The sequence below is a fragment of the Tsuneonella sp. HG249 genome (assembly GCF_053819205.1).
On the sequence record NZ_JBSOQY010000004.1, the window covers coordinates 84,352 to 106,475 of the forward strand.

The 22,124-nt window shown below is 66.8% G+C and carries 23 protein-coding genes; 10 read left to right on the plus strand and 13 right to left on the minus strand.

All coding sequences use genetic code 11. The features are described from left to right. Positions 1-30 precede the first annotated feature (30 nt). Together ACWPM1_RS14045 and ACWPM1_RS14050 are read right to left on the minus strand one after the other, a co-directional pair. Positions 31-468, minus strand: coding sequence for a chemotaxis protein CheW (locus ACWPM1_RS14045; protein WP_455695536.1), 438 nt, complete (start codon positions 466-468; stop codon positions 31-33). Next, a complete protein-coding gene (locus ACWPM1_RS14050; protein WP_455695537.1) occupies positions 465-2,810 on the minus strand; it encodes a chemotaxis protein CheA in 2,346 nt (781 codons plus the stop codon). The genes ACWPM1_RS14045 and ACWPM1_RS14050 overlap by 4 nt, the downstream gene beginning before the upstream one ends. Before the next feature lie 141 nt (positions 2,811-2,951). Here ACWPM1_RS14050 and ACWPM1_RS14055 point away from each other — a divergent pair, with 141 nt between their 5' ends. After that, the gene (locus ACWPM1_RS14055; protein ID WP_455695538.1) at positions 2,952-3,710 is read left to right on the plus strand and encodes a class II aldolase/adducin family protein; all 759 of its coding nucleotides are present in this window, start codon (positions 2,952-2,954) and stop codon (positions 3,708-3,710) included. A 17-nt stretch (positions 3,711-3,727) separates the two neighbouring features. After that, positions 3,728-4,267: a (2Fe-2S)-binding protein gene (locus tag ACWPM1_RS14060; RefSeq protein ID WP_455695539.1), complete on the plus strand. Its 540-nt coding sequence runs from the start codon at positions 3,728-3,730 to the stop codon at positions 4,265-4,267. 33 nt (positions 4,268-4,300) lie between these two features. Here ACWPM1_RS14060 and ACWPM1_RS14065 read toward each other — a convergent pair whose 3' ends face one another. Continuing rightward, on the minus strand, positions 4,301-6,409 hold the full coding sequence (locus tag ACWPM1_RS14065; RefSeq protein WP_455695540.1) for a TonB-dependent receptor: 2,109 nt from the start codon (positions 6,407-6,409) through the stop codon (positions 4,301-4,303). A 120-nt stretch (positions 6,410-6,529) separates the two neighbouring features. Here ACWPM1_RS14065 and ACWPM1_RS14070 point away from each other — a divergent pair, with 120 nt between their 5' ends. Then, positions 6,530-6,874, plus strand: a complete 345-nt coding sequence (locus tag ACWPM1_RS14070; protein ID WP_455695541.1) for an arsenate reductase family protein — start codon at positions 6,530-6,532, stop codon at positions 6,872-6,874. Here ACWPM1_RS14070 and ACWPM1_RS14075 read toward each other — a convergent pair. After that, entirely contained in the window at positions 6,871-8,220 is a 1,350-nt protein-coding gene (locus ACWPM1_RS14075; protein ID WP_455695542.1) for an MFS transporter, read from the minus strand. The genes ACWPM1_RS14070 and ACWPM1_RS14075 overlap by 4 nt on opposite strands. A gap of 126 nt (positions 8,221-8,346) precedes the next feature. On the opposite strand from ACWPM1_RS14075, the gene ACWPM1_RS14080 reads away from it, so the two are divergent. Continuing rightward, a complete protein-coding gene (locus ACWPM1_RS14080) occupies positions 8,347-8,955 on the plus strand; it encodes a class I SAM-dependent methyltransferase (protein ID WP_455695575.1) in 609 nt (202 codons plus the stop codon). Between the two features lie 2 nt (positions 8,956-8,957). Here ACWPM1_RS14080 and ACWPM1_RS14085 read toward each other — a convergent pair whose 3' ends face one another. Then, complete coding sequence (locus tag ACWPM1_RS14085; RefSeq protein WP_455695543.1) at positions 8,958-9,785, minus strand: glycerophosphoryl diester phosphodiesterase membrane domain-containing protein; 828 nt, start codon at positions 9,783-9,785, stop codon at positions 8,958-8,960. Positions 9,786-9,853: 68 nt separating this feature from the next. On the opposite strand from ACWPM1_RS14085, the gene lipB reads away from it, so the two are divergent. Both lipB and ACWPM1_RS14095 read left to right on the plus strand, forming a co-directional pair. Continuing rightward, positions 9,854-10,519: a lipoyl(octanoyl) transferase LipB gene (gene lipB / locus ACWPM1_RS14090; protein WP_455695544.1), complete on the plus strand. Its 666-nt coding sequence runs from the start codon at positions 9,854-9,856 to the stop codon at positions 10,517-10,519. An 11-nt stretch (positions 10,520-10,530) separates the two neighbouring features. After that, positions 10,531-10,860, plus strand: a complete 330-nt coding sequence (locus ACWPM1_RS14095) for a hypothetical protein (RefSeq protein WP_455695545.1) — start codon at positions 10,531-10,533, stop codon at positions 10,858-10,860. A gap of 3 nt (positions 10,861-10,863) precedes the next feature. On the opposite strand, the gene ACWPM1_RS14100 is transcribed toward ACWPM1_RS14095, so the two are convergent. Continuing rightward, positions 10,864-11,973 carry an alkene reductase gene (locus ACWPM1_RS14100; protein ID WP_455695546.1) on the minus strand — a complete coding sequence of 370 codons (1,110 nt, stop codon included), beginning with the start codon at positions 11,971-11,973 and terminating at the stop codon, positions 10,864-10,866. A gap of 54 nt (positions 11,974-12,027) precedes the next feature. Here ACWPM1_RS14100 and ACWPM1_RS14105 point away from each other — a divergent pair, with 54 nt between their 5' ends. After that, entirely contained in the window at positions 12,028-12,945 is a 918-nt protein-coding gene (locus ACWPM1_RS14105; RefSeq protein WP_455695547.1) for a DMT family transporter, read from the plus strand. Here ACWPM1_RS14105 and nadA read toward each other — a convergent pair. The 5 genes from nadA to ACWPM1_RS14130 form a co-directional block, all read right to left on the minus strand. Continuing rightward, the gene (gene nadA, locus ACWPM1_RS14110; RefSeq protein ID WP_455695548.1) at positions 12,942-13,940 is read right to left on the minus strand and encodes a quinolinate synthase NadA; all 999 of its coding nucleotides are present in this window, start codon (positions 13,938-13,940) and stop codon (positions 12,942-12,944) included. The two genes, ACWPM1_RS14105 and nadA, sit on opposite strands and share 4 nt — an antisense overlap. Continuing rightward, positions 13,937-14,500 (minus strand): hypothetical protein, encoded by a 564-nt coding sequence (locus ACWPM1_RS14115; RefSeq protein WP_455695549.1) that lies wholly within the window; start codon positions 14,498-14,500, stop codon positions 13,937-13,939. Before ACWPM1_RS14115 ends, nadA begins: the two co-directional genes overlap by 4 nt. Positions 14,501-14,564: 64 nt before the next feature. Further along, complete coding sequence (locus ACWPM1_RS14120; RefSeq protein ID WP_455695550.1) at positions 14,565-15,359, minus strand: hypothetical protein; 795 nt, start codon at positions 15,357-15,359, stop codon at positions 14,565-14,567. Positions 15,360-15,413: 54 nt separating this feature from the next. Next, positions 15,414-16,109 carry a DUF4230 domain-containing protein gene (locus tag ACWPM1_RS14125; RefSeq protein WP_455695551.1) on the minus strand — a complete coding sequence of 232 codons (696 nt, stop codon included), beginning with the start codon at positions 16,107-16,109 and terminating at the stop codon, positions 15,414-15,416. After that, positions 16,094-16,966: an MBL fold metallo-hydrolase gene (locus ACWPM1_RS14130; protein ID WP_455695552.1), complete on the minus strand. Its 873-nt coding sequence runs from the start codon at positions 16,964-16,966 to the stop codon at positions 16,094-16,096. The genes ACWPM1_RS14125 and ACWPM1_RS14130 overlap by 16 nt, the downstream gene beginning before the upstream one ends. Before the next feature lie 55 nt (positions 16,967-17,021). Here ACWPM1_RS14130 and ACWPM1_RS14135 point away from each other — a divergent pair, with 55 nt between their 5' ends. Next, complete coding sequence (locus ACWPM1_RS14135; protein ID WP_455695553.1) at positions 17,022-18,482, plus strand: FGGY family carbohydrate kinase; 1,461 nt, start codon at positions 17,022-17,024, stop codon at positions 18,480-18,482. Here the strand turns inward: ACWPM1_RS14135 and ACWPM1_RS14140 are convergent. After that, complete coding sequence (locus tag ACWPM1_RS14140; protein ID WP_455695554.1) at positions 18,479-18,934, minus strand: DUF1465 family protein; 456 nt, start codon at positions 18,932-18,934, stop codon at positions 18,479-18,481. The two genes, ACWPM1_RS14135 and ACWPM1_RS14140, sit on opposite strands and share 4 nt — an antisense overlap. Positions 18,935-19,028: 94 nt before the next feature. Then, positions 19,029-19,226 (minus strand): YdcH family protein, encoded by a 198-nt coding sequence (locus ACWPM1_RS14145; protein WP_455695555.1) that lies wholly within the window; start codon positions 19,224-19,226, stop codon positions 19,029-19,031. Positions 19,227-19,442: 216 nt separating this feature from the next. On the opposite strand from ACWPM1_RS14145, the gene ACWPM1_RS14150 reads away from it, so the two are divergent. Both ACWPM1_RS14150 and ptsP read left to right on the plus strand, forming a co-directional pair. Next, entirely contained in the window at positions 19,443-19,601 is a 159-nt protein-coding gene (locus ACWPM1_RS14150) for a YdcH family protein (protein WP_455695556.1), read from the plus strand. Between the two features lie 170 nt (positions 19,602-19,771). Next, entirely contained in the window at positions 19,772-22,039 is a 2,268-nt protein-coding gene (gene ptsP / locus ACWPM1_RS14155; RefSeq protein WP_455695576.1) for a phosphoenolpyruvate--protein phosphotransferase, read from the plus strand. The last annotated feature ends 85 nt before the right edge of the window (positions 22,040-22,124 follow it).

Sequence of the window (22,124 nt, forward strand, 5' to 3'; positions counted from 1 at the left end):
TCTGCGTAGGTTAGGGGGGTAAGCATCCCGTTAAGCCGCGAGGGCCGCGGGCCCGGCGATGAGCGCTTCGAGGGAAAGAAGAAGCGCCGGCCCACGGGTCGTTTCGACCAGACCTTCGCTCGCGCGGTGCCAGCCCTCTCCGACTTCTCCCGGCACCGGCGCAGGCGCGGCGAGCAGTTCGGCCACGTCTTCAACCTCGTCGACAACCAGAGCATAGCGATGGCCTGCATGATCCACGACCGCCACGCGGGCACCAGGTTCGGGGCAGACGGGAGACCTCAAGCCGAGCGCCGCGGCGGTATCGATCACCGTCAGCGTGATCGATCGCAGGGCGCTGAGACCGAGCACGAATGGCGGCGCCTGAGGCACCGAGGCTACAACGTCCAGTTCGACTACGGAATGAACCGCAGCAGTGCGAAGAGCGGAGCGCTGGCCTGCGACGATCAAAACCAGGACAAGATCGTTCATGCCGCCCTCCCGGTGCGCAGCGCAGCTAGCCGTGCGAGGAGGCCCGCACGGTCGTATCGATAGAGTTTCTCGCTGCCGTCGAGTGTGCCTCCGGGGTCGGCACTCAATGTGATAACAGTGGCCCCCGCGAGGACCTGCGGCTCGGAATCGTCGGTGGCGATCGCCACATCGGCATTGCCTGCGAACGTCTCGTCGACGACAGTGTATCCGGCATTCTCGATGAGCGGCGCGAGTATGGTTTGAGCCCACGGGTCTCCCGCCGGTAGGCGGCAAGTCGGCCTCCCGGCCGCACGGACTGGGGATGCGAAGGCGGCGAAGAGCCAATGTGCGTCAAGCAGATCGGCGGGTTCACCTCCGATCAGCACGGTCCCCTCGACCGGCCCGCTACGCCCGGCCGGCACGACTTCGTCGGGAAGCTCCACGGTGTCGACGATGCGGTCGATCACGAAGGCAATCTCGTTCGTTCCATCACCCAGCCTCAGCACACTTGCCTGGTCGCGCGGGAGCTGACCCGCTTCGGCGCCCGCGAGCGCAAAGATGGCGTCTCCAATGACCACTTGAGGGCGCTCGCCGCCGAGGTCGAAGCACGAAGCTGCAACCCGCTCGATGCGGCGGACGAGGGACAGCCGGACGGCCTTGCGCCTGCCGTCCAGACCCACGAACAGCATCGCGGCCACGCCGGGGCGCTCCAGAACGGCGCTCTCGTCGTCGATGTCAGCGCGGGCGCGTTCCTGCACTTCACCAACGATGTTGGCCCTTCGTGCAATGCCGGCCACGTCGAGCATTAGAACGGGGTTGCCGTCGTCGAGGAGGGTGCTGCCCGTGTAGATACCCGTGCCCATGATGGCAGGCGCCAGCGGCTTGATGACGAGTTCCTCGTGATCCAGCACGCGGTCGCACGCGAGCGCGAACAGGTCGCCACCGGCGAGGCGGACCAACACCAGCGTGCAACGCTCGGGCGCAATCTCACCCGGCAGTCCCAGCACGGCGGCAAGCGGCAGGCAGGCGATCCGGCGGCCACGCACGGTGACCAGCGTCGCATCTCCCGCTTGGGCGAACTCGATGTGACCGGCGCGCCCGTGGACGATCTCCTCGACGTACGAGCGGGGCATGGCGAATAGCTGGCTGCCGGATTGCACCGTAAGCGAGGGGATGATGCTGAGGGTGAGCGGCAAGCGCAGCAGGATGCGCGTTCCCTCGCCGGGCGAGCTCTTGACTTGGATCGACCCGCCGATGCGCTCGATGTTCGCGCGGACGACGTCCATGCCTACGCCGCGGCCGGAGACGGCCGTCACGGCGGATGCGGTGGATAGTCCTGGCTCGAAGATGAGAGCCAGTTTGTCGGCGTCACCCATAGCCGCGCTGTCCGTGTTGGAGAGCGCGCCGGCGGCAACCGCTTTGGCCAGCAGGGCATCGCCGTCGATCCCGCGACCGTCGTCGGATACCGTGAGGATGATACGGTTGCCGCTCTGCCGTGCGGAAATGTGAAGAGTACCGATCTCGCGCTTGCCGGCTGCCAGACGCTGGGGCGGCGTTTCGATGCCGTGGTCGATTGCGTTGCGAATGATGTGAGTGAGCGGATCTCGGACCATCTCGATCATTTCACGGTCGAGCTCGACCTCACCCCCTTCGAGATCGATCATGACCTGCTTGCCGAGTTCAGACGCCAGGTCGCGAACGAGGCGAGGCAGTGCCGAGTAAAGGTGCTCGATGCGTTGCATCCGCATCCGCGTCACCGCATCGCGAACTCCGTCCAGGATGCCGTTCAAGCGCTCGAACGGGCCATGGACCGCGGGATCGGCACCTGCATCGCGGATGCGGCGGGCGAGATCGTTGCGCGCGAGCACGAGGTCGGAGACGCTCGCCATGACGTCGTCGAGCAGGCTGACCGGCAGCCGGATGGTGCGCTGCGGGCCGGCCGGCGCTGTTCTGACCGGGCTCGCATCGACGTTGCCGACGACTTCGATATCGTCGCCTTCGGCGTTCAGCGCAGCAATCAGGATATCATCGCCGCCTTGGGGAAAGTCTTTCCCACTCTCGATGGCATCGGCCATGGCCGAGATACGGTCGATTATGGCCAAAACAGCGGTCACCAGTTGCGGACCGGCCGCGCGACGGCCTGCCCGAACATCTGCCAGGGCGTCTTCCGCCGCGTGGCTCAGCGCCTCGAGCCGCGGAAAGTCGAAGAACCCGCAGTTGCCCTTGACCGTGTGGACGAAGCGAAAAATCGTGTCGAGCCGCGCGCGATCCGAAGGCTCGGCCTCCCAGGCGACCAGTTCGCCGCCCATGGCTTCTAGCATTTCGCGTGTTTCGGCCAGGAATTCGGCCAACAGATCGTCCATCAAAGCCCCCGAGTGCCCCAGAGACCGCTATGCAGCCGCGATGGTTAACGATGGGTATGCGATCAGGCCCCTGCAGCGTGGCTGGCGCGATGGCGAAGGCTGCGATAGGTAGCGCCGAGCAACGTTTACAGGAGACTCGTGATGGCCACCCAGCTCAAGCCGCGGATCGAATGCACCGAGGCGGAATGGGAAGCTCGCCTGGAACTGGCGGCATGCTACCGCATCTTCGATCACCTCGGCTGGTCGGAATCGATCTACAACCACATCAGCCTGAAAGTGCCCGGCGAGGATCATTCGTTCCTGATCAACCCCTTCGGCCTGATGTACGACGAAGTCACGGCCTCGAACCTCGTCAAGATCGACATCGATGGAAACGTCCTGTCCGGCAACTACCCGGTGAACAAGGCCGGTTTCACCCAGCACGCCTACTTCCACCGCCACCTCGAGTGGGCGCATGCAATCTGCCACACCCACACGACGGAAGGCATGGCCGTCTCAAGCCACAAGGGCGGGTTGCTGCCGATCAGCTTCTACGCCTGCAATTTCCAGGGTCAGATCGGCTATCACGACTTCGAGGGCGTCACCGTGCGGCCCGAAGAGGGCGAGCGCCTGCTACAGAACCTCGGCGGGAAGCGCATTCTGATGCTCAAGAACCACGGGCCGGTCGTGATGGGCCGCACGATCCCCGAAATGTTCGTGACCGCATGGTCGCTCCAACGTGCCTGCGAAATTCAGATTGCCACGCTCAGTCAGGGCGAGCCGATAGACGTCCCGCAGGAGGTTATTGACGTACACCAGCGCGACCTCGGCCAGGTTGCGCTCCCAGGCGGGCCGGGCAAGGCCGATTTCGAGGCGTGGAAGCGCAAGATCGACCGCATAGACCGCTCGTGGCGCGACTGAGGGCCTGACCCCCCCGCATGACCGCGCTTACCGTCAACGGACGGCCCGTCCGCTTCGATCTCGATCCGGCGACCCCGCTCCTCCACGCCCTGCGCGAGGCCGCGAACCTCACCGGAACGAAGTTCGGCTGTGGCGACGGCGACTGCCACGCGTGCACCGTTCTCGTCGACGGGGAGGCGCTCCGTAGCTGCCTGGTGACCGTGGCCGAGGCGGAAGGCCGCTACGTTACGACGATCGAGGGCCTGAGCCGCGACCGAAGCCATCCCGTGCAACAGGCGCTCGTGGCGGAACAAGCGATCCAGTGTGGTTTCTGCACCCCTGGCATCGCCATGGCCGCCGCGGCTCTGATTGCCCGCAATCCAGCGCCCTCCGAAGCTGACATCAAGGCGGCGGTGCCCAATCTCTGCAGGTGCGGGGTCTATCCGCGGCTGGTGCGGGCGATCCAGCGGGCGGGCCGCGCGGCGCGCCGGGTGGAAATCATCACCGCCGCCCCCGCGCCCGGGATCAGCCCGGAGGATGCCGCTCGGGCCGTCCCAGCCATGAACCGCGACGACTAAGCTGCTCCCAGAGGGCGGCCAGGCAGATTTCCTCTAGAACTTCACCCGAATGCCAAGCCGGGCGTTGAATGGCTCGCCAGGGGTGATGTTGTTGTCAGTGTGGGCGCTCGGGAAATAGCGCTCGTCGAACAGGTTCTCGATATTGACCTGCAGCGACCAACGTTCACCGATCCTCCAGAAGGCTGCTGCATCGACCCGGGTGAAAGCAGGCAGCGTCACCGCATTGCTGATGGTGGCGAAGCTCTTTGCTTGATGAACCACGCCGAGGCCCAGACCCAGTTCAGGAGTGACGTCATACCGCGTCCAGAGCGCTACTTGGTCGCGTGGCAATTGCGCCAGTTTACGACCCGCCGGAGCGGCCGAGGTGGTCGAGCGAATTTCACCTGTCTGATGCGAATAGCCGAGGCTCGCTTGCCACGTCGGGGTCAACTGGCCGGCGAGCTGGGCCTCGAAGCCTTGAGTCCGGGTCTTGCCGGTCTGGAGCACGCGGGTCGGGCTGGTGGGGTCCGGCGCGCGCGTGTTGTCGCGGTCTAACTGGAACACCGCGGCACTGACGGTGAGGCCTTCTTTGGGCACCCACTTCACGCCCGCCTCGAGATTCTGGAAGATCTCGGGCGCGAGCGTGGCGGTCGTCGCATCGAGCGAGAGGAACTGGTCGCCGGCTTGCGGCAGGAAGCTCTTGGCGTAGCTGACGTAGATCGAGGCATTGGCTACCGGCTTGACGATCAGGCCGAGGCGCGGCGACCACTTGCCGTCGCTGCGCGCGGCGGCGAAACCGTTGACGAGGTTCACCGTCTCGATCTCGAAGTCGTCGTAGCGGATGCCGCCGATCACCTCGAAATGGCTGCCGATCGCAATCTGGTCCTGGAGGTAGGCGGAACGCACCGTGAGCCGCGAAGCGCGGTTGTTGACTAGCGGGGTCAGCGACACCGCGGGCGCGGCAATCCGCTCGGCGAGCGGAACGACGACGCGCAATCCGCCATTGACCCCGCCCGCGAACAGCACGTTGTTGCGGCGGTTGTCGCTATCCTGGTCGGCAAACTCCGCCCCTGCGAGGAGGGTGTGGGCCAGGCCTCCCGTCGCTCCCGTCCAGACGAGGTTGGCCTGACCGATGAAGTTCCGGCGTTCGGTTCCGTCGGCATAGCCTTCGAGCGTGGCCGAGGTCGCCGCGGCGCCCACCGCATAGACGTTGGCGTAGAACTTGCCGCTATCGGTAAACACCGCCGTGGCGTTGCCAGACAGGCCTTCGGCCAGCTCGGCATCGATCCGTGCGCGGCCGTGGTGAGCTTTCACCCGGCTGCGGTTGAAGCCCTCCTTGCCGAAGAAAGTATCGTCGAACCCGCGCAGGGGACTGCCGGCGAACGACGGAACTCCGCGGTCAGTCACTCGCGCGTCGTCATCGTAGGAATAGCCGAGGGTGAGTCGGACTGTCTCTCCAAGGGAAGCGGCTACGGTCGGGCTTACCCCGATGAAGCGCCCCTCGAAAACCTGGCGATGGTTGTCCAGCTCCTCGTAAACAGCATTCAGGCGGCCGGCGACAGCGGCCCCGAGCGGGCCGTTGAGATCGGCCGCCACGTCAAATGCGCCAAAGCTGTCTCCGGAAATCGATGCCCTTGCAAAGGTGGTCGTGGGATCTGCGGCCTTGCCGACGCGATTTATGACGCCGCCGCCACCCCCACGGCCGAAGATCATCGCATTGGCGCCCTTGAGCACCTCGACCCGCTCGATGTTGTAGAGCGGCCGGTGGTACTGCGTATCGTCGCGCAAGCCGTCGAGGAAGAAGTCGGCCGTGGTGTTTTGCCCGCGCAACGTGACTTGGTCGCGATGGCCCTCGCCCTGGCCGAGAACGACTCCGGGGACATAACGGAGGGCGTCGCCCAACTGCTGCACCGCCTGATCGTCGAGTTGGTCCCGGCCGATCGCGGTGATCGATTGCGGGGTTTCGATCCACGGGGTGGGCGTCTTCGTCGCCGCCGAACTGTCTGCCACCGCGTAGCCGTCGTGGTGACCGGTGACCACGATCTGGCTGGCGCCGGGCGCTTCGCCTTCGGCAGCCGATGTCTCCGCCGCTAGTGAACTGGTGCCGAAGGCCAACGCGGCGATGCTGCATAGGGCACCAACGGACGAGTGAGGAATGGACATGAGACCCCTTTTTGCGATCGATTCGCAAGTCCACTATTGCGATTCATTCGCGTTTGCAAATGCCGATCCGGAAAGCTTCGCGATTTGCGAGGTTCGGCCTCTACTGCTAAACGGCGACCGATGAAGGCAACCATCTGGCACAATCCCGAATGCGGGAAGTCGCGCGCGACGCTCGAGATCCTCAAGCAGCGTCCCGGCTTGGAGCTGACCGTCATCGAATATCTTCGGGACCCACCAAAACGCTCAAAGCTGATCCAGCTCTATAGCGTAGCCGGCATCGCTCCGCGCGAAGGTGTGCGGACCTTCAAGACGGATGCCGAGGAGCGAGGCCTCACCGCGGCCGACGATGACACTGTGCTCGATGCGATGATGGCGGAGCCCCGTTTGATCGAGCGGCCGCTGGTGGAAACAGAAAGGGGCGTGCGGCTCTGCCGTCCGCCCGAGCGGGTCGAAGAAATCCTCTAGCTCAACCGGGGCGCCTCGAGCGCCTTGTCGGTATCGAGCGCCAGCCAGCCGTGAACGAACACCGCGGCGCACAGAGCGCAGATCGTCACGAACCCGATCGTCTCGTGATGGCCGTACAGCCAGACCCCGAGCGCGGGAGCGACGACATAGGCCGCTCCGTTCACCGATGCGACGATGCCGCCGATCTGGCCCTGTTCGGCACGGGTCACGGCCAGCGAAGCCCCGGCGGTAAAGCCGGGCCGGTAAAGCCCGAAGCCGAGCGAGGCCATCGCCATGCCCACCGACATGGCATGCAGTGTCGCCGAGGCGGCGAACACGCCGATGCCGAGCACCGCCAGCGCCATTCCCCACAGCGTCGACGAACGGGGGCCGAGCTTGAGCATGGGGATGAGGCCCCATTGCGCGAGCAGTGTGGCGACCGCGCCGCTCATCAGCACCAGCCCGATGGGGCCCGCGCCGATCTCGGGGTCGCCGCGAAGACCGAGCCGGTCGAGAATGAAGAACCCCACGATGCCGAGAAACGCCGCCTGCGCGTGCCCGCCGACGAGGCCGGCCACGAGCCAGGGCCGCAGGCGGCGGTCGCGCCAGGACAAGCGGGGAATGTCTCCGCCCACGCCGTCGTCCTCCTCGTTCCGCTCGCTCGGGCGAGGGTTCGAGTTGGCGCTGAATGGCGCAGCGACCACTTCGCTGCGGGTAGCGAACATCGGATCGTCGTCGGGCAGGCTCGCCCGGAGCGCGAACAGCACGATGAGCCCGGCGACGGCGAAGGCGAAGAACGGGCCGACCAGCCCGGTGGCGGGGAAGACCAACAGCGGCGCGAGGGCCGGGCCGATCACCGTGCCCAGCCCGAAGCTGGAGGCGATCAGCGCCATCGCCTTTGTGCGCTCATCGCGCGGCGTCCGGCTGGCGACGTAGGCTTGCACGGCGGGCGGCGCCGCCGAGCCGAATCCGCCGTAAAGACTGCGGGCCGCAGCGAAGAACAATAGGGTCCATAGCGCCGGAAGAGTGCCTGCAAGTCCGAACAGGAGGACCACGCCGCATAGCGCGAAACTCGCGCTGAAACCGATGAGGCCGAGCGCCATCATTGCCTTGCGCCCCCGCCGGTCCGAGCGGCGCGCCCATAGCGGCGCGCAGATGACCCACAACAACGCCGACCAGGTGTAGGCGAGGCTGATCCACACGTCGGCCACCCCGAGCTCGGTGCCGATCGAAGGCATGACCGATTGCATCGCCGTGTTGCCCGCTGCCGTCGTCAGCATGACCATGAACAGCAGCGCCATGCGTTCGCGCGAGATCGGCTTGCGCGGCGCAGCGGTGACAATCGGGCTAGGGTCTGTCTCAGCCATGGACGGCGGGCTAGCGCCAGCGCTCATCGCTTGCAATCGCCACGCCAAGCTGTCAGGTCCGCCAGCCGGATTTCGCCCTGCCGCAGGGTGCCAGATAGAGCGCTGTTCTTGACCAATACTAATGAAATGACGATCGACCGCGGCGAGACTTTCGGTCAGCGCGCGGGCCGATTCTTCGGCCAATGGGGCGTGTTCTTCCGCGGTTTCCTCGAGCATCCCAAGATGGTCGGCTCGATTATCCCGTCATCGCGGTTCACGATCGAGAAGATGCTCGGTCCGGTGAGATGGGACGAGTGTCAGCTGTTCGTGGAATACGGCCCCGGTGTTGGCACCTTCTGCCGCCCGGTACTCGAGCGTCTGCGCCGCGACGGCACGTTGATCGTGATCGACACGAACCCGCTTTATATCGACTACCTCAAGAAGACGATCCCCGACGGCCGCTTTCACGCGGTCTTGGGTAGCGCGGCGGATGTCGAAGAAATCGTGCGCGCCCATGGCTTCGATCACGCGGACTACGTCCTGTCGGGCCTCCCGTTCTCGACCCTCCCGGAGGGTGTCGGCCCTGGCATTGCCGCAGCCACGCACCGTGTGCTGCGACCGGGCGGTGCTTTCCTGGTGTATCAGTTCAGCGCCGCCGCGCGCGATTACATGGCAAAGCACTTCGCTCGCATCGATAGCGGGTTCGAAGCGCTCAACGTGCTCCCTTGCCGCTTGTTCTGGGGTTGGAAGGACTAGCTTCAGCTGAAGGTCTCGCTAACCGTCGCCGGAGCGGGACCTGCGAGCTGGCGGTAGGCCGCGGCGACCGCGGCGACGAAAATCGCGGTGAAGAGCGCGTTCACTAGGCCCGAGATGATCGCGTCGCCGACGAGCGCGGCATCAGACCCCGCAAGCGCGAACGCCAGGCCGGCGATCATGCTCGCCACTCCACCGACTACGATAAAAGCGACGGCCAGCAGGAACACGAACAGGAACAGGCGTAGCGAATTACCCTTGGTTAGCCGCCAGGATCGGCCAATCGCCACCATCGGATTGACGATCCCCTCTGTCGCCACGGCGGGCGCGACCAGCAGGAACTTGGTATAGAGATAGATCAACGCCACGAGCGCCAGGAAGCCGACCAGCACCCCCGCGCCAGTGCCTGCGCTCGCGGCGATGGCGAAGGGCAGCAGTAGCAGTATGCCGAAGACGCAGCTCATCAAGATCTGCGCCCCCAAATAGGGCAGCAAGAGCCGCAGGCCGGACCCGAGCGCCTGGCCGACAGTCGGCCGGCTGCGGTCGGTGAGCAGAACGAGCATGGCGAGGGTGCCGAACCATTGCACGATGGTGGTAAGCAGCAGGATCCACCAGTATTGCCCGAAGACACGCGCGAAGCCCTGGGTCATGGCCTCGAGATCCGGCTCGCCGGCTTGGGCCGCTTCGAGGCCGGCCAGCTCGCTGTTGAAGACCAGTCCGTAGATTACCGACGGCAGGAAGAAGAACACCCCTGCCACGATCAGCAGGACCTGCCGGTTGGCCGACAGCAACCGCGTCACTTCGCTCCACGCAGCACTCATGTCGAACTTCATCGGTGATCCCTCTCGCTCGCGACCAGTTGGCTCTTGATAAGCGCCCCGCGCCGCCCCACGCAACGCCCGTGTCCACAAAGCTTCCATTCGACATCGAACTGCGCATCGCGCAAGGCAGGGTGCCTTACCGCCAGGCTCTGGACGAGATGGAGGCGCGCAACCGCCAAATCGCCATGGGCGAGGCGCGCGAACTGATCTGGCTCCTCGAACATCCGCCGGTCTACACCGCCGGAACCAGCGCCGGAGATGGCGAACTGCTCGACCCGCGCTTCGAGGTGGTCGAGGCCGGGCGCGGCGGTCGCTACACCTATCACGGGCCCGGCCAGCGGATCGGTTACGTCCTCCTCGATCTCGGTGAGCGGGGCAGGGACGTCCGCAACTTCGTCCATTCGCTCGAAGGCTGGGTCATCGCCACGCTGGCCGCCGTGGGAGTGGACAGTTGGCGCGCGCCGGGGCGGATCGGCATCTGGACCCACGATGCGGACGGCTCGGAGGCCAAGATCGGGGCGATCGGTGTCCGCGTTCGCCGATGGGTAACGATGCACGGGTTCTCTGTGAACCTGGCGCCCGACTTGGCTCACTTCGGTGGTATCGTGCCGTGTGGGATAGCGGAATACGGGGTCACCAGCCTCGAGAAATTGGGCGTCGACCTTGCGCCCGAGGCCTTCGATGCGGCATTGCTCGCTCGCGCCGGCGACTTCCTCGCCGCGCTGGGAACTTGCCCGAAAAAGTGATGGGGATCGCCATGAAGACCGCCGCCTTGCTTTGCCTTCCGCTGCTCGCCCTCACGGGATGCGGGGACAATGCCGGTGCCGAAGGCGAACGCAAGACCGCTGCCGGTGAAGTGCTGGGTGGAACGATCAGCGACGAAATGCTGCCGCTCGACACCGTTACCTCGCAGAGCCCGCCGCTGCGCGAAGAGGCTGGCAGCGGCACCGATGCGATCGACGGCTCGACGGCTCCGCCGCGCGACACCGAAGGGGGCCCGGGCGAGCCACCGCGAGATTCTGCTCCGGCGCCGGCGACGCCCGCCACCGACTCGGAAGCAGCGGAGAGCGAAGAGCCAACCGAATAAGCCTCACTCCGCGGCGGCGCGTTCCTCGTCCATCGCTGGATAGTCGATGTAGCCCGCCGGGCCGGGGAGGTACCAGCTCGCCGGGACATTGACGTTTTCCGCCCACTCCGCGCCGACCGCGATGCGCTCGGCGAGGTCGGGATTGGAGATGTACGGCCGACCGAAGGCAATCGCCTCGCACCGCCCGCTCACGATGTCCGCTTCCGCGCTTTCGGCGGTGTAGTCGCTGTTGAGCACCATGGGGCCGGTGTAGAACTTGCGGATTACGCCGTCCTGCTGCGGCACGTCGGTGCGTCCGAAGGTTCCGGCGGGCCCCGGCTGCCGCAGTTCGACGAAGCCCAAGCTGAGTTCTTCGCAGACTTTCGCAGCGGCCCCGAACGTGGTCGCCGGATCGCTGTCGTCGCAGCCCTGGGTCTCGCCGTTGGGGCTGAGGCGCACCGAGACGCGGCCCGCGCCCCAAACGTCGATCAGGGCAGTCAGCACCTCGCGCAGGAAGCGGGTGCGGTTCAACGCGCTGCCGCCATATTCGTCGGAGCGCAGGTTGGTCGCATCGCGCAGGAATTGGTCGACGAGGTAGCCGTTCGCGCCGTGGAGCTGCACGCCGTCGAAGCCGGCGGCTTTCGCGTTCTCAGCCGCCGTGCGGTAGTCACCGACCACGCGAGCAATCTCGTCCTTCGCCAGCTCGCGGGCCTGCTGATAATCCTGCCGGCCGGTCGGGGTGTGCGCATGGCCGGGAGCGCACGTCGCGCTCGCCGAGACCGGCGGATTGCCGCCGAGGAAGTCGGGGTGGACAAGCCGGCCCATGTGCCACAGCTGCAGCACGATCAGGCCGCCGGCATCGTGGACCGCCTTGGTAACCGGCTTCCAGCCTTCGACTTGCTCCTGGCTCCAGATGCCCGGCGCGGCTGGCCAGCCGAGACCCTCCACGCTGATCCCCGTCGCCTCGCTGATAATCAGCCCGGCGCCCGCGCGCTGACGGTAGTATTCGACCATCATCTCGTTAGGCACGGACCCCGGCTGGGTCGAGCGGCCGCGGGTGAGGGGCGCCATCAGGATGCGGTTCTTCGCGCGAATCTCGCCGAGATCGACAGGCGTGAACAAGGCTTCGTGCATCGGCGGCTGGTCCTTTTCGCTGGTTTCGTTTCGCAACCGAGCTAGTTGGCCCGAATGTCGAGTGCAACCGACCCGGCGGACAAGAATGGCTATCAGGCGGGCGGCTGGCACTTGGCCGCGCTGATCGGCGGCAACGCCGCGCTCGCGCTCGGGCCGTGGTTGGTGCGGCTGACCGATACCGGGCCGGTCGCGGCTGGATTTTGGCGCATGCTCTTGCCCCTGCCCCTGTTCGCCTGGCTGGCATGGCGCGAGCGGGTCACCTGGACGGCGAGCGCGCGGACCGTCTGGCTGCTGCTGGCGGCGGGCGCGTTCTTCGCTGCCGATCTCGCCAGCTGGCACGTCGGGATCGAACAGACCCGGCTCGGCAACGCGACGCTGTTCGGCAACGCGGGGAGCCTGCTGCTGGTGATATGGGGCGTGATCGCGTTGCGCCGCTTGCCGAGCCGCCCCGAAGTGCTGGCGCTCGTGGCGGCGTTCGGCGGGGCGGGCATTCTGCTGGGGCGCAGCCTCGAGATTTCGACCACTTCAGTCATCGGCGACCTACTTTGCCTGCTGGCGGGCGTCTTCTACGTCTTCTACCTCGTCCCCGCCCAACGCGCGCGCGAGACGCTGGGGCAGTGGAGCGTGCTGGCGCTGGTGTGCGCCTCGGCCGCTCCGCCGCTGCTGGCGATCGCGTTGGTGCTGGGCGAACCGGTCCTGCCGGGCCCGGCCGGGTGGACCCCGGTCGTAGCGCTAGCGGTCAGTAGCCAGGTGGTAGGCCAAGGGCTGCTGGTCTACGCACTCAAGCATTTCTCGCCGTTGATTGTCGGCATGGCGCTGCTGACCCAGCCGGCGATCGCCGCTGCGGTGGGGTGGCTGGCGTTCGGCGAGACGCTCGGCCCGCTCGACTTCCTCGGCATGGCGCTGGTCAGCGTGGCACTGGTGCTCGCCCGCGCCAAAGCGCCCGGCGGTGCTCCCCGGGCGCGGGCCTAGTCGCCGCTCGGCGGCCCGAGGTCGCCCTTGCCGATCGTGCCGCCTGCCATTTCGAGCATGCGGTCGAGGCTCTTCTTCGCGGCGAGCCGCAGGCCTTCCTCGATCTCGATACGCGGTTCGAGGTCGCGCAACGCGACGTAGAGCTTCTCCAGCGTATTGAGCGCCATATAGGGGCACACGTTGCAGCTGCAGTTGCCGTCCGCCCCCGGCGCGCCGATGAAGTTCTTCTCCGGCAGCGCCAGCTCCATCTGGTGAATGATGTGCGGCTCGGTGGCGACGATCAGCGTGTCGCCTTCGAACGTCTTGGCGAACTGGAGGATGCCGCTGGTCGAGCCGACGTAGTCCGCGTGCTCGACGATCGTCGGCGGGCATTCGGGATGCGCGGCGACGGGGGCGCCGGGATGCTGGGCCTTGAGCTTGAGGAGCTCGGTCTCGCTGAAGGCCTCGTGGACGATGCATACGCCCGGCCACAGCAGCATCTCACGCCCGAACTTGCGGGCGAGATAGCCGCCCAGGTGACGGTCGGGCCCGAAGATGATCTTCTGTTCGGGCGGTATCTGACTGATAATGGTCTCCGCCGAGGAACTGGTGACAATCACGTCGGACAGCGCCTTCACCTCGATCGACGAGTTGATGTAGGTGAGCGCGATATGATCGGGGTGCGCCTCGCGGAAGGCCCTGAACTTTTCCGGCGGGCACGAATCCTCGAGGCTGCAGCCGGCGTCCATGTCGGGCAGCACGACGATCTTCTGGGGGGAGAGGATCTTGGCGGTATCGGCCATGAACTTGACCCCGCAGAATGCGATCACGTCCGCATCGGTTTCCGCCGCCTTGCGCGACAGCTCGAGGGAATCGCCCACGAAGTCGGCGATGTCCTGGATCTGCGGCACCTGGTAATAATGCGCCAGGATCACCGCATTGCGCTCCTTGCGCAGGCGGTCGATCTCGGCGAGCAGGTCGGCGCCGGCGAGCGGCACGCGGGTCTGGTCAGTCATCGTCTTCCTCGAAGAACCGGCGCTTCATCGTCGCGCCGCACGGTCGAGATAGGAGCCCGGCGGCGTGGCGGCAATGGCGACCCTTGGCACACACAAGCGTCGGCGAAACTGTGAGACCATTCGCTCGCGTCGAAGTCGTTCCTGTCCGCGCGGTCGAGCTGCGCGAGGTAGCGCAGAAGCGCGGAATTGTCCGGCTTCTGACCGATGTGCGTGAGTTCGCCGCGATAGATCCGGGGCTGGAGGAGCCCCGCGAGCGCGCGTCGCCGGAGCTCGGCGGTTGTGACCTTGCGTTTGCCGGCGCCGCGGCCGAGCACCGCGTCCCATGCGGCGGCGAAACTTTCCGCCCCGGGCTTGCTGCGCAGGCGATAGGCAGTCTCCCGCGCCATGCCGACCTGGCGCGCGGCGGCCGACACCGATCGGGTAACGGCGAGCGCGGCAAGGAACCGCGCCTGCCGTTCGGCGGTCCAGCCGTCGGCCCGGGCGCGCAAGGGAACGGGGAGGAAACCGGGAACCCGGGGGTGACGCGCCTTGCGGCGCTGGCGGCGGGGATAGCTCTTCATCCGCCAGCTTAAGCCACAGACCGCCGGCTGTAGGAAAGTGCTTCCTGCCGTGGCGGCCGGGGGACTAGCGGCCGGTCATCAAGGCGCCTGCCGGCGGCGGCGCAAAGGCCATGCCGTCCACGCTTGCCCCCGGATACCCCGCCACAGTGGTCGCATACAGCCATTCGCCGAACGCGCTCGGGGCGAGAACCTTCGGTACGACGATCAACGCCGCCATGGCGGCAACGCCGATCCACCAGGCCGGGTGAACGCGACCGAACTTGCGGCGGTCGCGGAACATACCGGCGAAGATGAACGTCAGCGCGACCACGCCCGTGATCTCGAACGCATATGGGATCAGGAGCGGCATCGGCAGCAGCCGGCCGAAGCCCGGGCCCATGATCATCGTCATGCCGCAGATATGCAGCCGCGCGTGCCAGTCGGTCCGCTTGCGCATCACGATCGCGGCCACGGTGAAGCCGGCGAAGAGCGAAACCGACAGCGGGTTTCCGATCAGAAATTCCTGAGGGCGGAAGAAGAATGGGGAGGTGCCGCCTCGCAGCATCACGACGATGACCATGATCGCGGCCGGCACCATCAGCACCATCCAGATGGCCGCGATCCAGCCGACCTTGCGGTGCAGGGCGAGCGGTCCCCGAGTCGCGAGCCAGCTTTGCAGAACGAACAGCCCAACCCAGCCCATGAACAGGACCGCGTGCACATGCACGCGCAGCGGCGAGGCGAAGGTGGAGCGTCCCATCAGATACTGGGTCGAGAAACCGGCGACGATGACCACCGCCATGGCGATGGCGAGCGTACTGAAGAAGCGTTCCTCGCGCGCGGGTTCTTCGTGCGTTACGTCTGCTGCAAGCGTGGCCATCGGCTCCCCCTCCTTCGACCCCGGGGGAGGTAATACTTTATCCGTCCGTAATCTTCAATCGGCGGCGGGCTGCTCACCCTCGAACCGCACGGCGACTTTCGCCTCGCGGTACCCGGCCACCTGCAGCGGGATGGCGAGGTTCTGGCGGATCGCCTGCTTCGCCGCGTTACGCGCCAATGCCAGCACCTCCGGGTTCTTGGCGAACACCGCAGCCTTGCGTTCGGCCTGGAGCGAGTTGTTGCGGCTGAGATCGCGCTGCGCATTGGCGGTGACCCAGTTGCCTTCGGTGAACACGCGCGCCTGTGCCTCGTCGAGATTGGGCCGCGAAATGCGTAACGGGGGCAGCACGACGCTGAGCGTTTCGCTGGCCGGATCCCAGCCGAACGCGTCGCGGTCCATGCTCGCGAGGTCGAGGCGGTAGGTGACATCGGCGGGGATGATCGTCGCCTGACGGCTCTTCAACAGGTCGATGCCGAGCAGGCCGCGATTGTCGGTGCTTTCGGCGACAACTTCGAACCGGCTGGAGAAGACGTTGAGCGAGTTCTGCTTCTCGAACGCCAGCATGGCGCTTCCCACTGGATCGCCTTCCTCGTTGTAGATGAACGCCCGCCAGCCGAGCCAGGCCGCCGCGGCGAGCAGGAAGATCACCAGCAGCCACGGCGTCGCCCGCACGCGGGTGAGTGGGCGCTCGTCGACCACCGGCTCGCGGAGGTCCGTTTGGGCCGAAGCCGTTTCTACTGGGCGGTCCATTCATCCCCCGAACGGCCGGCGATGCCGCGGCGTTCCAGATCGATGAGGTGCGCGGTGACGCTCATCTCGGCCGCCCCGCTGAGCCGCGGGTCGAGACCCTTGTACATCTTCGGTACGAAGCCGGCGGCGCTGAGAGGGCCTTCCGACAGGATGCGCACGATCTGGTTCTCGCGCTGGCGGCGATGGCCGATCATCCCGCGCACGAGCTGCCGCGGGTTGTCGATCTGCGGTCCGTGCGCCGGGTAGTAAACCCGGTCGCCCCGCGCGTAGAGCTTGTCGAGGCTGGCCATGTAGGCGGCCATGTCCCCGTCCGGCGGGACCACGACGCTGGTCGACCAGCCCATCACGTGGTCGCCGGTGAACAGCGCGCCGCTTTCCTCGAGCGCGAAGCACAGGTGGTTCGAGGTATGCCCCGGCGTATGGACTGCAGTGAGCGTCCAGCCGGGCCCGGTCATCGACTCGCCGTCCTCCATCACCCTGTCGGGCACGTAGCCGCGGTCGAACGCGGCATCGGCACGGGGGCCGCTGTCGTCGAGCACGAGGGGCGCGCAACCGACTATCGGCGCCCCGGTGCGGTCGGCCAGCGGCCGGGCGGCGGGTGAGTGGTCCCGGTGGGTGTGGGTGCACATGATCGCGGCGACCCGGGCATCGCCGATCGCCGCTTCGAGTGCCGCGAGATGGGGCGGCTCGGCAGGGCCCGGGTCGATCACTGCGATTCGATCTTCGTTCCCCACAAGGTACGTCTGCGTACCGGTGTAGGTGTAGGGCGAGGGGTTCGGGGCCAGCACGCGGCGCACCAGCGGCTCGAGCTGTTCGGTCTTGCCGGTGGGCCAGGGTTTGGGCGGCGGGCCTGCCATGCCCTTGCATATGGGGCCACGCCTGCCGCATGTCACGGGGCAAGGGAGGAAGCGCTTGGCGGACCACATTCTAGTTCTCGATTCCGGGACCACCTCGACCCGTGCGATCGCTTTCGACCTGGCGGGCAAAGTGGGGGGAGTGGCGCAGCGCGCGATCACGCAGCACTATCCCCGGCCGGGCTGGGTCGAGCACGACGCGGGCGAGATCTGGCAGAGCACGCTCGATTGCGCGCGCGAGGTCGCCGAGGCCGTGGGGGCCGGGCGGATCGCCGCGATCGGCATCACCAACCAGCGCGAGACGGTGGTGGCTTGGGACCGGGAAAGCGGCGATCCGCTGGCCCGCGCGATCGTGTGGCAGGACCGGCGGACGGCTGATTTTTGCGCGGAGCTGAAGACGGCGGGGCACGAGGCTGAAGTCCAGCGGCGCACCGGGCTTTTGCTCGATCCCTACTTCTCCGGCACCAAGATGCGCTGGCTGATGGACAACGACGGCCAAGTGCGGGCCGCCGCCGAGGCGGGGAGGCTCGCGGTCGGCACGGTCGAGAGCTGGCTGGTGTGGAAGCTGTCGGGCGGAGCGCACCTCACCGACGCGTCGAACGCGAGCCGCACGCAGCTGCTATCCCTCGACGGGGCCCAGTTCGACGAGGGGCTGTGCGACCTGTTCGGCGTGCCGCGCGGGTCGCTGCCGGAGGTAGTGGACACCCAGGGGCCGCTTGCGACAACCGATCTGCTGGGGCGGCGTTTGCCGATCGCGGGGCTCGCCGGCGACCAGCAGGCCGCGACAATCGGCCAGTGTTGTTTCACCGCGGGCGAAACCAAGTCGACCTACGGAACGGGCGCCTTCGTGCTGACCAACATGGGCCGGGCCTTGCCCGAATCCGGCAACCGGCTGCTCGGCACCGTGTTGATGCAGGAGGGCGGCGAGCGGACTTATGCGCTGGAAGGCTCCGTGTTCGTAGCCGGCAGCCTCGTGCAATGGCTGCGGGATTCGCTCGGGCTGATCACGAGCGCTGCGGAAACCGAGGCCCTCGCGCGTTCGGTCTCGGACAGCGGCGGAGTGACGATCGTCCCCGCGCTGTCGGGGCTGGGCGCCCCGCACTGGCGATCTGAGGCGCGGGGAGTGATCGCCGGCCTCAGTTTCGCCAGCGGCCGGGCGCAGATCGCCCGCTCGGCGCTGGAGGCGATGGCGCACCAGACACACGATCTCGCGGCCGCCTTCGCCGCCGACGGGGCCCCCTGGGCGAGTCTCAAGATCGACGGCGGGATGAGCGCCAACGACTGGATGGCGCAAGACCTGGCCGACATGCTCGCGATCCCGGTCGAGCGGCCCGACATGGTCGAGACCACCGCGCTCGGCGCTGGGATGCTCGCGGCGGTCGGCGTCGGGCTGTTCGCCAGCCTACCCGACGCGGCGCGGGCGATGCGCGGCGCCGTCCGCCGGTTCGAACCGGCGATGGACGGCGATGTGCGGCAGGAACGGCTCGCGCGCTGGGCGCGAGCCTTGCAAGCGGTCTAGCCGGTCCCGAATTCGCGCCCGAGCCGCTCGCGCAAGCGGTGCACGGCGTCGGAGCGCACGACGAAGCGGTCGCGCCATGCTGCATCGAGCCGCGCGATGCGGCTGTGGAACGCCTCGGTCTCGGCGATGAGCACGCAGGTCTCGGCTTCCAGCAGCGCGAGCTGTTCCGGGTCCGCCGGCCGGTCGGGCGGCAGCACGCCGTGCCGGCGCAGCTGGAATTCGCTCAGCTCACCGCTGAAGTAGGCGCGGTGATTGAGCAGCCAGGCGAGCACGTGCATCATCCGGGTCGTGGTCCGCAGTCCCTCCACCGAAAGGGCAATCCGCACCAGATCCTCGCCCCCGGCGCGCGTCGGCGCAAGATCGAACGCCGAGCGCACCTCGTCCGCGAGGACAAGCGCCTCGCAATACAGCGTCTCGATGATCGGCTGGTTGATGTCGCTGGGACTGGTCATGTCTCGACACCGCTAACCGGCCCTGAGTCAGGCCGCCATGTCGGTAACGAAAGAATCCAACGGTAACTTCGCGGCGTCCCGCAGTGGAACGGTTTTAGGCGATGATGTCGGGTAACAGCTGGTCCTCGACCACGGCGATCTGGTCTTTCAGCCTCAGCTTGCGCTTTTTGAGCCGGGCGATCTGCAACTGGTCGGTCGAGCCCGCCGCGCTCAGCGCGTCGATAGCGGCGTCGAGGTCGCGGTGCTCGGTGCGCAGCATCGCCAAGAGCTTCTTCAGTTCTTGCTCGGTCACCCGTTACCGACCCCCCAAAGGTCCCGCCCAGAATCGCCTCGTCGCAAACACGGGCGCGGCCCGTCGCTTAGGCAATCGCGGGGGGTTCGCAAGGTATCATTCTTGTGGTTCACTGGCATTTCGCGGCTCGTGCCTGCGAGGGTACGAGTCGCTCGACCGGGGGTCGTCAATGGGCGGGGCCGCAACGCGGAACTTACCACCCGAAAGGAGACACAGATGCTATCATCGTCCCATGCCAATTCTCTGGAAACCAAGCATGCCGGGCTCGATGCGCGCCTGCGCGAGGAGATGAGTCGGCCGGTGCCCGACGCCGGGACGATCCAGCAACTGAAGAAGGCCAAGCTCCGTATCAAGGAAGAGCTGAGCGCGATCTGATCTGGCCGGCGGACGATCCTGAGTCGCCGCCGGTTCGCACGCTTCGGCGACGGGAGGGATGGCGCGCGGCGGCTGCTCTGTAGCGGCCGCGCGCGCCATTTGCTTTTTCGTATGCACGCGGCCCGCCGCCCTTCCCTATGGCGCGGACTATGGGCTACGCGTTGCCAGACATGACAGCCGCCGCCGCCGCCCGCACGATCCTCACCCGTTTGCACGAGGTGATGGCGTCGCGGTTGCATCCGCAAGGCAAGCTCGACCGGGTCGTCGAGATCATCGGCGAGAGCCTCGATAGCGAAGTCTGCTCGATCTACCTCCTGCGCGAGGGGATGCTCGAGCTGTTCGCCACCCGCGGTCTCGAGCAGAGCGCGGTGCACGTCACCCGGCTGGCGGTCGGAGAAGGCCTCAACGGGATCATCGCCGAGCGCGTCGAGACCCTGAACCTCGCCGAAGCGGCAAGCCATCCCGACTTCGCCTACCGCCCGGAAACCGGCGAGGAAAAGTTCCATTCCTTCGCCGGCGTGCCGATCGTCCATCGCGAGCGCGCCGTGGGCACCCTGTGCGTGCAACACGCCGAGCCGCGTCGCTACGAGGACGTGGAAATCGAGGCTCTGCAGACGGTCGCGATGGTATTGTCCGAACTCATCGCCAACGCCGACCTTGTCGACGAGGACGACACCGCGCTCGGCGAAGCGCTCTCGGGGCCGCATGTCGCGCAGGGGCTCACCCTCGTTAAGGGTCTCGCCGGCGGTTCGGCCGTGTTCCACCAGCCGCGGGTCCACATCGATCAGGTGGTCGCCGAGGATACCGAAGCCGAGCGCCAGCGGGTCTATCGCGCGTTCGACAAGATGCGCGACCAGATCGACGCGATGGCCAACCAGGCCGAATTCGGCGTCGGCGGCGAGCACGACGAGGTGCTCGAGACCTACAAGATGTTCGCCTACGACGAAGGTTGGGGACGCCGGATCAACGAGGCGATCGATTCAGGCCTGACCGCCGAAGCGGCGATCGAGCGGGTCCAGCAACGCACCCGGATGCGGATGCGCGAGATCGACGACCCGTTGCTCGCCGACCGGATGCACGACCTCGAGGATCTGTCGAACCGGCTGCTGCGGATCGTCTCCGGCCAGCTCGGTACAGCGGCGACGCAGGGCCTGAAGCGCGACACGATCCTCATCGCCAAGAACCTCGGGCCCGCCGAACTGCTCGAGTACGACCGGCGGCGGCTGAAAGGCGTGCTGCTCGAAGAAGGCTCGCTCACTGCGCACGTCGTCATCGTGGCGCGGGCGATGGGGGTTCCGGTGCTCGGCCGTGTGCGGGGCTTGCGGGGCCTCGTGCGCGAGGGCGACGAGATCCTCATCGACGCCGACAAGGCGATCGCCCACATCCGCCCGACCCAGCAGACGCAGGACTTGTTCGCGGAGCGGCTCACGCAGACCAAGCAGCGCCAGGCGGCTTACGCCGAAATGCGCGATGTCGAGCCGTTCACGCGCTGCGGCACCCGGATCCAGGTGATGATCAATGCGGGCCTGCGCGACGACATCGCTTCGCTGAGCCTCGTCGGCGCCGACGGGATCGGGCTGTTCCGCACCGAGTTCCAGTTTCTCGTGTCGGCTACCCTACCGGCGCGCGAGCGACAGACCCGTCTCTATCGCGACGTTCTCGAGGCAGCCGGCGAGAAGCCGGTCATTTTCCGCACGGTCGACATCGGCGGCGACAAGGCCGTGCCCTATCTCGACAGCGATAGCACCGACCAGGAAGAAAACCCCGCGATGGGCTGGCGGGCGCTGCGGCTCTCGCTCGAGCGGAGCGGGCTGCTCAAGGTGCAGGCGCGCGCGCTGCTCGAGGCCGCGGCGGGCAAGCCGCTCTATGTGATGTTCCCGATGGTATCCGAACCGTGGGAATTCGACGCGGCCAAGGCGGTGTTCGACCAGCAGCTCGCCTATCTCAAGGGTCAGAAAAAGCTGCTGCCCGATGCCATCCGCTACGGCGCGATGCTCGAAGTCCCGGCGCTTGCCGAGACGCTCGACATCCTGCTGCCCAAAGTGAGCTTCATCTCGGTCGGCACCAACGATCTTACCCAGTTTCTGTTCGCTGCCGATCGTGCGAACCCGAAACTCGCCGAGCGGTACGATTGGCTGAGCCCGGCGATCCTGCGCTTCCTGCGCCGCGTGGTGCTGGGTACGGCGGGCTCCGGGGTCGATCTCGGCATTTGCGGCGAGATGGGTGGCCGCCGGCTCGAGGCGCTGGCGCTGCTCGGCATCGGCTTCCGGCGCCTCTCGATCACGCCGGTCGCGGTGGGCCCGATCAAGGAATTGGTGCGCAAGGTTGATCTGGCGGAGATCAGCGCGGCCATGAACGGCTGGCTTTCTTCTCCGCCCGTGTCGCTGCGCGGCGAGCTTCAGGCCTGGGCTGAAGCACGGGGAATCGATACGGACTGATTTTCATCGCTGGTGCGGCGCGCTTCGTCGCTAGCCGCCGGACGGTTCTTCGGAACGCTTGACACCGCCGCGCCGCCTCGGTTGA

Excerpts from the sequence above, each read along its gene's own strand:
- ACWPM1_RS14045 (WP_455695536.1), bottom strand. The coding sequence starts at position 468 with ATGAACGATCTTGTCCTGGTTTTGATCGTCGCAGGCCAGCGCTCCGCT.
- ACWPM1_RS14050 (WP_455695537.1), bottom strand. The coding sequence starts at position 2,810 with ATGGACGATCTGTTGGCCGAATTCCTGGCCGAAACACGCGAAATGCTA.
- ACWPM1_RS14055 (WP_455695538.1), top strand. The coding sequence starts at position 2,952 with ATGGCCACCCAGCTCAAGCCGCGGATCGAATGCACCGAGGCGGAATGG.
- ACWPM1_RS14060 (WP_455695539.1), top strand. The coding sequence starts at position 3,728 with ATGACCGCGCTTACCGTCAACGGACGGCCCGTCCGCTTCGATCTCGAT.
- ACWPM1_RS14065 (WP_455695540.1), bottom strand. The coding sequence starts at position 6,409 with ATGTCCATTCCTCACTCGTCCGTTGGTGCCCTATGCAGCATCGCCGCG.
- ACWPM1_RS14070 (WP_455695541.1), top strand. The coding sequence starts at position 6,530 with ATGAAGGCAACCATCTGGCACAATCCCGAATGCGGGAAGTCGCGCGCG.
- ACWPM1_RS14075 (WP_455695542.1), bottom strand. The coding sequence starts at position 8,220 with ATGGCTGAGACAGACCCTAGCCCGATTGTCACCGCTGCGCCGCGCAAG.
- ACWPM1_RS14080 (WP_455695575.1), top strand. The coding sequence starts at position 8,347 with ATGACGATCGACCGCGGCGAGACTTTCGGTCAGCGCGCGGGCCGATTC.
- ACWPM1_RS14085 (WP_455695543.1), bottom strand. The coding sequence starts at position 9,785 with ATGAAGTTCGACATGAGTGCTGCGTGGAGCGAAGTGACGCGGTTGCTG.
- ACWPM1_RS14095 (WP_455695545.1), top strand. The coding sequence starts at position 10,531 with ATGAAGACCGCCGCCTTGCTTTGCCTTCCGCTGCTCGCCCTCACGGGA.
- ACWPM1_RS14100 (WP_455695546.1), bottom strand. The coding sequence starts at position 11,973 with ATGCACGAAGCCTTGTTCACGCCTGTCGATCTCGGCGAGATTCGCGCG.
- ACWPM1_RS14105 (WP_455695547.1), top strand. The coding sequence starts at position 12,028 with ATGTCGAGTGCAACCGACCCGGCGGACAAGAATGGCTATCAGGCGGGC.
- nadA (WP_455695548.1), bottom strand. The coding sequence starts at position 13,940 with ATGACTGACCAGACCCGCGTGCCGCTCGCCGGCGCCGACCTGCTCGCC.
- ACWPM1_RS14115 (WP_455695549.1), bottom strand. The coding sequence starts at position 14,500 with ATGAAGAGCTATCCCCGCCGCCAGCGCCGCAAGGCGCGTCACCCCCGG.
- ACWPM1_RS14120 (WP_455695550.1), bottom strand. The coding sequence starts at position 15,359 with ATGGCCACGCTTGCAGCAGACGTAACGCACGAAGAACCCGCGCGCGAG.
- ACWPM1_RS14125 (WP_455695551.1), bottom strand. The coding sequence starts at position 16,109 with ATGGACCGCCCAGTAGAAACGGCTTCGGCCCAAACGGACCTCCGCGAG.
- ACWPM1_RS14130 (WP_455695552.1), bottom strand. The coding sequence starts at position 16,966 with ATGGCAGGCCCGCCGCCCAAACCCTGGCCCACCGGCAAGACCGAACAG.
- ACWPM1_RS14140 (WP_455695554.1), bottom strand. The coding sequence starts at position 18,934 with ATGACCAGTCCCAGCGACATCAACCAGCCGATCATCGAGACGCTGTAT.
- ACWPM1_RS14150 (WP_455695556.1), top strand. The coding sequence starts at position 19,443 with ATGCTATCATCGTCCCATGCCAATTCTCTGGAAACCAAGCATGCCGGG.
- ptsP (WP_455695576.1), top strand. The coding sequence starts at position 19,772 with ATGACAGCCGCCGCCGCCGCCCGCACGATCCTCACCCGTTTGCACGAG.